At 71.7% G+C, this 6,791-nt stretch carries 6 protein-coding genes; 4 read left to right on the forward strand and 2 right to left on the reverse strand.

Features of this window, described 5'->3' with window-relative positions; all coding sequences use genetic code 11:
• Positions 1–88: 88 nt before the first annotated feature.
• Positions 89–2,014, forward strand: a complete 1,926-nt coding sequence (locus EXE42_RS08440) for a DEAD/DEAH box helicase (RefSeq protein WP_137706312.1) — start codon at positions 89–91, stop codon at positions 2,012–2,014.
• Positions 2,015–2,066: 52 nt separating this feature from the next.
• On the opposite strand, the gene EXE42_RS08445 is transcribed toward EXE42_RS08440, so the two are convergent.
• Both EXE42_RS08445 and EXE42_RS08450 read right to left on the reverse strand, forming a co-directional pair.
• Positions 2,067–2,621 carry an adenylate kinase gene (locus tag EXE42_RS08445; protein ID WP_092924185.1) on the reverse strand — a complete coding sequence of 185 codons (555 nt, stop codon included), beginning with the start codon at positions 2,619–2,621 and terminating at the stop codon, positions 2,067–2,069.
• Positions 2,621–2,905: a hypothetical protein gene (locus tag EXE42_RS08450; protein ID WP_092924188.1), complete on the reverse strand. Its 285-nt coding sequence runs from the start codon at positions 2,903–2,905 to the stop codon at positions 2,621–2,623. The genes EXE42_RS08445 and EXE42_RS08450 overlap by 1 nt, the downstream gene beginning before the upstream one ends.
• A 163-nt stretch (positions 2,906–3,068) precedes the next feature.
• Between EXE42_RS08450 and EXE42_RS08455 the strand changes: the two genes are divergently transcribed.
• From EXE42_RS08455 to EXE42_RS08465, 3 genes are all read left to right on the forward strand, one after another.
• The gene (locus EXE42_RS08455; RefSeq protein ID WP_137706313.1) at positions 3,069–4,793 is read left to right on the forward strand and encodes a thiamine pyrophosphate-binding protein; all 1,725 of its coding nucleotides are present in this window, start codon (positions 3,069–3,071) and stop codon (positions 4,791–4,793) included.
• A gap of 72 nt (positions 4,794–4,865) precedes the next feature.
• Positions 4,866–5,378, forward strand: coding sequence for a hypothetical protein (locus EXE42_RS08460; protein WP_092924194.1), 513 nt, complete (start codon positions 4,866–4,868; stop codon positions 5,376–5,378).
• An 87-nt stretch (positions 5,379–5,465) separates the two neighbouring features.
• Positions 5,466–6,530: a Gfo/Idh/MocA family protein gene (locus EXE42_RS08465; protein WP_137706314.1), complete on the forward strand. Its 1,065-nt coding sequence runs from the start codon at positions 5,466–5,468 to the stop codon at positions 6,528–6,530.
• Positions 6,531–6,791: the final 261 nt, after the last annotated feature.

Raw genomic sequence — 6,791 nt, forward strand, 5'->3', positions numbered from 1 at the left:
AGACGGCTGACTGTGCCGGGGGCGGTCGACCGCCGGGGCGTCGACCAGTGACGCTATCCATTTCCGCGTCGCGGCCGAAGCGGCGGTGATGACCGACGACACCGGCGACGACGCCGGCGATGACTCCGGAGGCGACGCTCCCGACGACGACGCGACGCCCGACCCCGACAGCTCCGACGACGATCTCTCCTTAGACCGCTTCCACGAGGCGCTCGAAGCCGAGGAGCGCCCGGTCGCGACCGCGAGCGAGGTCGCCCGGCGACTCGGCACGACGCAGGCCGCGGCCCGCGACGCGCTCGCCGCGCTCGTCGACCGCGGCGACGTGGACCGGCTCGATGTCGAGGCCGACCCCGTCGTCTTCTACCCGCGCGACTGGGGCGCGCTGGCGAGCCGCGAGCGCGTCGTGGCCTTCCCGAAGCGCCGCGAGATCGTCGTCGACCGCCCGACGCAGTACACCCGGGCGCGGCTCTCGCAGTTCGCGCAGCTCGTCGACACCACCGGCACCGAGCCGGGGACCCGCGGGTACCTCTACCGGATCCGGCAGGAGGACGTGTGGGCCGCGCCGTTCGACGACGCCGGCGCGCTCGTCGACGCGCTCCGCTCGGTGCTGCCGCGGCGGTTCGAGCACCTCGAGGAGTGGGTGCGCGACCAGTGGCGCCGCGCGCACCGGTTCCGGCTGTACACCCACGCGGACGGCTACGTGGTGCTCGAGGCCGCCTCGGAGAACCTGATGGGCAACGTCGCCGACCAGCACCTCGACGACGACCACCTCCGCGCGCCCATCTCGGACACCGAGGCGTGGGTCAACGAGGACGCCGTCGCCGCGGTGAAGCGCGCGCTCTACGACGCGGGCTACCCCGTCGAGGACGACCGCGACCTTGAGACCGGCGACCCGGTCGAGATCGACCTCACGACCGACCTCCGCGAGTACCAGGCGACCTGGGTCGAGACGTTCCTCGACCGCAAGTCGGGCGTGTACGTCGGGCCGCCCGGGTCCGGCAAGACCGTCGCCGCGATCGCGACGATCGCGGCCGTGGGCGGCGAGACCCTCATCTTGGTCCCCTCCCGCGAACTCGCTGACCAGTGGCGCGAGGAACTGCTCGACCACTCCACGATAGACCCCGCGGACGTCGGACTGTATCACGGGGGCACGAAGGACGTCCGCCCCGTCACGATCGCGACCTACCAGATCGCCGGGATGGACCGCCACCGGAGCCTCTTCGACTCCCGAGAGTGGGGACTGATCTGCTTCGACGAGGTGCACCACGTCACCGCTCCCGTCTACTCTCGGACGGCCGAGTTCCAGAGCCGACACCGGCTCGGGCTCTCCGCGACGCCCGTCAGCGAGACCGGGAGCGAGGAAGACGTCTACACTCTGATCGGCCAGCCGATCGGCGCCGACTGGGATTCCCTCTTCGAGGCGGGCTTCGTCCAGGAGCCGGAAGTGGAGATCCGCTACGTCCCGTGGCGCGACGAGACGGCCCGCAACGAGTACGCCGCCGCGGACGGCCGGGAGCGCAGACGGCTCGCGGCCGAGAACCCCGCGAAGGTCGAGGAGATCCGCTACCTGCTCGCCGCCCACCGCGAGAAGAAGGCGCTCGTCTTCGTCGAGTACCTCGACCACGGCGACGCGATCGCCGACGCGCTCGGGGCCCCCTTCATCAGCGGCGAGACGCCCCACCACGAGCGGGCGGAGCTGTTCCGCCGGTTCCGGGCCGAGGACAGCAGCACTGACGGTACCGACGGCGACGGCCTCGACGTCCTCGTCGTCTCCCGGGTCGGCGACGAGGGGATCGACCTCCCGAACGCCGAGCTCGCCGTCGTCGCGAGCGGGCTGGGCGGGTCCCGCCGACAGGGATCGCAGCGCGCCGGTCGCACGATGCGGCCGACCGGCTCGGCGCTCGTCTACGTCCTCGCGACGCGCGGGTCGAGCGAGGAGGAGTTCGCCCAGCGCCAGATGCGCCACCTCGGTCGGAAGGGCGTCCGCGTCCGCGAGACGAACGTGGCGGAGTAGCCCGCGACGCGGTGCCCTCGGCCCGCGGCGTGAGTCGACCCGGGTCGCCCGGTCAGAGCGAGTCCGTCAGGCGCTCGGCCGCCGCTTCGATCTCCCCCTCGTTCTGGACGAACCGGACGGGCGCGTTCCGGTCCCTCGCGTACTGGAGCGCCGCGGAGCGGTTGAGGTCCTGCTCGAAGTCGATCTGACGTTCAGTGACTCCGTCGAGGTCGCGGTCGCTCTCTCGCCGCCGTTCGAGGATCGTCGCCGGCTCCGCCTCCACGAGGACGAACGCGTCCGGCGAGACGTCCTGAAGCACTTCGACCGGGAGCCCCTGGACGTAGCCGGTCTGCGTTTCGACCGCGAGGTGCGTCGAGAGGATCACGTTCGTCGTCTCCGCCTCCTCGGCGACGAACTCGCCCGCGCGACGCTGGAGGCGACGCGTCTCGGTCTGCGAGAGCGTGCCGAGTTGGGCCCGCTCGGTCGTGATGCCCATCGTCGCCGCCTGTTCGAGCATCACGTCCCCGAAGTTGATCAGCTTGTACCCGTCTCCGAGTCCGCGTCGGACCGCCTGACAGACGCTCGAGAGACCGACGCCGTTGACTCCCGACACGAGCGTGACGGACATCAGAAGCTCACCTCATTCTCCTCGTCCCCCGGTATTCCGCCGCGGTCGTCGTAGTACCGGCGGCCGATGAACTGGGCGCCGACGAGCAGCATCAGCGTGTCGTAGAGGTCGTCCGCCGAGTCGAACGTCTCGACGTCCGATCGATCGATGACCGCCCGGATCGTCGTGGACTCCCCGTCCGGCGGCGACAGCTCCGTGTCACCGACCGTCTCCAGCACCTCGTCTCGGGGCGCCGGAAACTGTAGCTTCCTCGCGAACAGGTCACGAGTTTCTGGTAAGCGCATACATACCATATGTCAGCGCACGCGAGCATAAGTGTACGTGTGACCGGAGACGTCGCCGCGCCTCCGAGGCGTTCCCCCGACCGCGCCCCGCCGGGTCCCCGCCGACCGCTCGCGGCCCGTCGGCGGGCGAAGCTTTCAACACCCGCTCCGGCGACTTCGCGACATGGACGCCGACGAGCCTTCGCCCGCCGCCGACAGGGACGCCGAGCCCCCGACCGTCGCGGAGGCGGTCGTCGACGCCATGCTCGACCGCGGCGTCGACACCGTCTTCGGCATCCCCGGAAAGCAGACCCTCCCGCTGAACCGGGCGCTCGCCGACCGCGACGCGCGGTTCGTCGTCGCCCGCCACGAGACCGCCGTCCCCCATCAGGCGTGGGGGTACGCCGAGACGAGCGCGCCGGGCGCGATGGCCGCCACCTGCGTCGTCCCCGGCCCGGGCGACACGAACGCGATGAACGGGCTGAAGAACGCCCTGAACGACTGCGTCCCTCTCCTCCACCTCGCCGTCGAGACGGAGCGCTCAGTGCGCGGCGGCGACGGCATCCACGAGACGCCCCCGGAGACGTACGACACGGTCGTCAAGGAGAACGTCCTCGTGGACTCGCCCGCGGGCGCGGTCCCCGCGGTCGCCGAGGCGATCCGGACCGCCCGCGAACACCCGCAGGGCCCGGTCCGCGTCGGGATCCCGAAGGACGTCCTCGCGGGCCGCACGCTCCAGCCGGCGGTGGGCGACTGCGGCCCCTCGCCACCGCCGGCTCCGCCCGCGGAGGCGGTCGCAGAGGCCGCCGACCTCTTGACCGACGCGACGGCGCCCGTCGTCCTCGCCGGCGGCGGCGTCAGGCGATCGGACGCGAGCGACGCGCTCCGAGCGGTCGCCGAGGCGCTGGACGCGCCGGTCGTGACGACGTACAAGGGCAAGGGGACGCTCCCGGAGACGCACCCCCTGTCGGCGGGCGTCCTCTGTGGCGGAGCGAGCGCGGAGTTCCGCGACCTCCTCGCGGACGCCGACGCGGGGCTCGTCGTCGGTTCCGACCTCGACGCGGTCGCGACCGCCTCGTGGTCCGTCGCGATGCCGGAGACGCTGATCCACGTCACGCTCGACGGCGACGACGTGGGGTTCGGCTACGAGACGGACCTCGGCGTCGTCGCCGACGCCGACCGCTTCCTGCGCGCGCTCGACGAGGAATTCGCCGACGAGCGCGCGCGGCCTCGCGACCGCGACGGCGCCGAGCGCGCCGAGGCGGTCCGCGCGGCCGACCGCGACCGGTTCGCGGCGCTCTCCGAGGACCGCGACCGCGACGACCGCCCGCTCCGCTCGGTCGAAGCCCTCTCGGCGGTGCGCGACGCGGTCCCCGAGGAGGCGGTCGTCACCGCCGACGCCGGCGGGTTCCGGCTGTGGACGCTCGTCTCGTTCCCCGCGTCCGGGCCGCGCTCGTACGTCAACCCGGGCTCGTGGGCGACGATGGGCACCGGGGTCCCGTCCGCGATCGGCGCCAAGCTGGCGAACCCCGACCGCGACGCCGTCGCGCTCACCGGCGACGGGGGGCTCATGATGTGCGTTCACGAACTTCACACGCTTGCGAGCGAGGGGATAGACGTCACCGTCGTCGCGCTCAACAACGACGACTACGCGATCATCAGCGAGGAGGCGTCGCGCTCGTACGACTTCTCCGAGGGGGCCTACGGCTGGGGGGAGACCGGTCTCGACCTCGTCGCGGTCGCGTCGGGTATGGGCCTGCCGGCCGAGCGCGTCCGCGAGCGCGACGCGGTGGGTGACGCCGTCGAGCGCGCTCGGACTCGGGACGGGCCCGCGCTCGTCGAGGTCGTCACCGACCCGAACGAGCCGCAGGCGAGCGAGTGGATGACGGGACCCCGACCCGGGGAGTGACCGCTCCGTTTCACACCGAGCGTTTCCGAGATCTGAAGCGATCTATATGTGGGCCCGACGCCGAGTGCGCGTATGCGAAACCCGTGGGTTCACGACGACGTCCCGGACGATCCCGGAAGGGGCTACGACGGTCCAGTCCGGCTGTTGGCGGCGTTCATTTGGGGGTTGTTGGCCCTCTCCGTCGGCGGCTTCGTCCTGCTCTCCGGCGCGGGCGTCGTCGACCTCGCCGACGGCGGCTCGCTCGGCGAGGTCGTGACCGGAGTCGTCGCCGCGCTCGCGGTGGCGTTGGCGCTCCCCGTCCTCTTGAAGCTGCTCGCGATATCGCGCGCGCTCGCCGCCCTTGCGTTCCTCGTCACGGGCGCGTCCGTCGGTCGGTTCGTCCTCGCTCGCGAACCGGAGCGGTTCCGGGCGCTCCTCGACGCGCGCGACGGGCTGGCCGAGAACGCGGGCGCGCTCGGTGACCTCTTCGACGTCGTCGACTCGCTGTCGCCCGCGATGACCGACGGCGCGACGGCGGTCGTCGGCGGCGCGACGGCGGTCGTCGACGGCGCGATCGCCGCCGTCATCGCCTTCCCGGCCGCGTGATCCGGTCGTTCCGGGGGGCGAACTGTCGCTTTCGCGGCGCGCGCGACGGGACGTGAGCCTTAACAACTCCCGTTGTGAATCCCGTCCATGACGCATCCGAACGACGTCGCCGTCGGGATCGTCGGCCTCGGCGGTATCGGGTCCCACCACGCGACGAAGCTCACCGAGCGCGGCGCGAACCTCGTCGGCGGGATGGACATCGACGCGGACGCCCGAGAGCGGTTCCACGAGGAGTTCGACCTCCCCGCCTACGAGGAGGAAGCGGCCCTCTACGAGGCGTGCGACGCCGTGTTGGTTACCACGCCGAACCGCTTCCACGAGGAGTACGCGACCTCGGCGCTTTCGGCCGGGCTCGACGTCCTCTTAGAGAAGCCGCTGGCGCACTCGCTCGAGAGCGCCGAGCGCATTGCGGACGCCGCCCGCGCGGCCGAGGGGTTCTGTATGGTCGGGTTCAACAACCGGTTCGCGGAGCCGGTCCGGGTGATCAAACACTACCAGGACGAGGGGCGGTTCGGCGAGACCACCCACGTCGAGGCGAACTACGTGCGGCGGCGCGGCGTCCCCGGTCGCGGGTCGTGGTTCACGTCCGCGGACGTCGCCGGCGGCGGCGCGCTCATCGACATCGGCGTCCACGCGATCGACCTCGCCCTCTACTTCCTCGACCACCCCGAGGTCGTGGAGGTCTCGGGCGAGACGCGCTCGGAGTTCGGCGGGCGCGACGACTACGCGTACGTCCACATGTGGGGCGACGACGCCGGCCCCGAGGGGTTCGACGTCGACGACTCCGCGTCCGCGTTCATCCGCGGCGCGGACGGTTCCACGGTGTCACTGGAGGTCGCGTGGGCGACGAACCGCCCGGCGACGGACGAGTTCGTCGTTCGCGGCACCGAGGCGGGCGCGACGTTCGACCGCGGCAGCGGCGACCTCACGGTCCACGAGGCCGCCGTCGGCGGCGGCCACCACTTCTCGGACGCGACCGTGGAGACGCGCGACGGCGACGCCCACGCCGCCGAGCAGGCGACCTTCCTCGAGGCGGTCGCCGCGGGCGAGGCGCCGGCGATCAACACCGTCGAGGAGGGGTTACGCGTCCAGCGCGTCATCGACGCGATCTACCGCTCTTCCGAGACCGGCGCGGCGGTCCGGCTGGACTGAGCGGCCCCGTTGAAACCCTCTACAAGAACCATATTCGGCCCCAGTTCCGTTCAATATAGAGGAAGGGATGAGCGATGGCGGGAGTGAGTATCGCAGATCGGTAGCAGCGATATTGTATTTAAATAACCGTGAGCGACGGCGACAACTGCTTATAAATGGCAGGCGGTGGCGCGCCTGCGAGCGGCCGCCACCGGCGGCCGCGAGCTAGCCCGCGAGGGACGCGGTGAGCGCTCGGAGAGCGCGAACCGCGAGGCTGGGGAG

The organism is Halorubrum sp. SP3, assembly GCF_005435195.1.
GTDB lineage: Archaea > Halobacteriota > Halobacteria > Halobacteriales > Haloferacaceae > Halorubrum > Halorubrum sodomense.

Excerpts from the sequence above, each read along its gene's own strand:
- EXE42_RS08440 (WP_137706312.1), top strand. The coding sequence starts at position 89 with ATGACCGACGACACCGGCGACGACGCCGGCGATGACTCCGGAGGCGAC.
- EXE42_RS08445 (WP_092924185.1), bottom strand. The coding sequence starts at position 2,621 with ATGTCCGTCACGCTCGTGTCGGGAGTCAACGGCGTCGGTCTCTCGAGC.
- EXE42_RS08450 (WP_092924188.1), bottom strand. The coding sequence starts at position 2,905 with ATGCGCTTACCAGAAACTCGTGACCTGTTCGCGAGGAAGCTACAGTTT.
- EXE42_RS08455 (WP_137706313.1), top strand. The coding sequence starts at position 3,069 with ATGGACGCCGACGAGCCTTCGCCCGCCGCCGACAGGGACGCCGAGCCC.
- EXE42_RS08460 (WP_092924194.1), top strand. The coding sequence starts at position 4,866 with ATGCGAAACCCGTGGGTTCACGACGACGTCCCGGACGATCCCGGAAGG.
- EXE42_RS08465 (WP_137706314.1), top strand. The coding sequence starts at position 5,466 with ATGACGCATCCGAACGACGTCGCCGTCGGGATCGTCGGCCTCGGCGGT.